Raw genomic sequence first — 1,054 nt, 5'->3', positions numbered from 1 at the left:
CTAGACGAGTGATGACTGGGTTGAGCTGGGTCAGTGGTCGTAGGCGATCAGGCTGCGGGTGACCGGTTGGCCGGTTTTGTGGTTGTGCCAGATCGCGGCGGTCATGGCGAGTAGGCGTTGGGCGATGCGGGTGGCGATGCCGTCGAAGGTGCGTCCGCCGTGTAGTTCGAGGTCGAGTTGACCTTTCAAGGTGTCGTTGACCGACTCGATCAGCTGACGGACCGTTTTCAGCAGGCTTTGGCCTGGGCGTTGTTTCTCGGTTTTGCGGTTCGGGCGTAGCAGGGTGACGCCGCGTTCGGCCAGATCGGCCTCGAAGCGTTTCGCGGCGAAGCCTTTGTCAGTGATCAGCAGCAGTCCGGGACGGGAGGTGAGCAGTTCGGGTTCGCGGTCGAGCATGGCCTGCACGACTTCGCGTTCGCCGATTTTCGCGTCGGCCAGGGCCCAGACGATGGGCATGCCGGTCGGGGTGCAGATCAGATACAGCCGGAGTCCCCAGAAGAACCGTGAGTGTGACGCACAGTAGCCGTAGGTGGCCCAGCCGGCGGCGTCCGAGCGTTGCACGGTGGGTCGTGAGCGGCCGCACTCGACCGGGGTGGAGTCCAGGATCCAGTGGTTGTCGAACCAGAAGTCGGTGTCGCAGGCGAGGTGCCGGATGAAGTACTGCAGCAAGGGCCGGGCTGCCCGAAGGCGTTTGTTGTAGCCCGATTGCGAGAGCTGGACCGGGAACAACGGTCGTAGGTTCTTGCCGAGGTAGCGGATCCAGCGTCGCTCGGAGCGAATGTTGAGCAAGGACTGCATGACTGCCATGGTGATCAGTTCGGCGTCTGAGACCGTGCGGGTGAACCCGTTCGGTACCGAGACGGGCCGTAAATCAGGATCGGCTCTCAACGTGTCGTCGATCTTCACGTAGAGTGCGGTCGCGAGGGTCTCCAAATCGACGTGCACATGGCCTCCATGGTCATCGTTGCTCAGCAACGTCGATCATGGAGACCCTCACCCGTCACCCCGCAGCCACCCCCATCCACGCAGGTAACCCCGGTCATCACTCGTCTAG

At 62.6% G+C, this 1,054-nt stretch carries 1 protein-coding gene; it reads right to left on the bottom strand.

Features of this window, described 5'->3' with window-relative positions; all coding sequences use genetic code 11:
- Positions 1-30: 30 nt before the first annotated feature.
- On the bottom strand, positions 31-945 hold the full coding sequence (locus tag ACFQS1_RS40480; protein ID WP_378978386.1) for an IS982 family transposase: 915 nt from the start codon (positions 943-945) through the stop codon (positions 31-33).
- Positions 946-1,054: the final 109 nt, after the last annotated feature.

The sequence above is a fragment of the Paractinoplanes rhizophilus genome (assembly GCF_042664765.1).
GTDB classification, from domain to species: Bacteria; Actinomycetota; Actinomycetes; order Mycobacteriales; family Micromonosporaceae; genus Actinoplanes; species Actinoplanes rhizophilus.
This window is presented reverse-complemented; position numbering and strand designations above follow the sequence as displayed.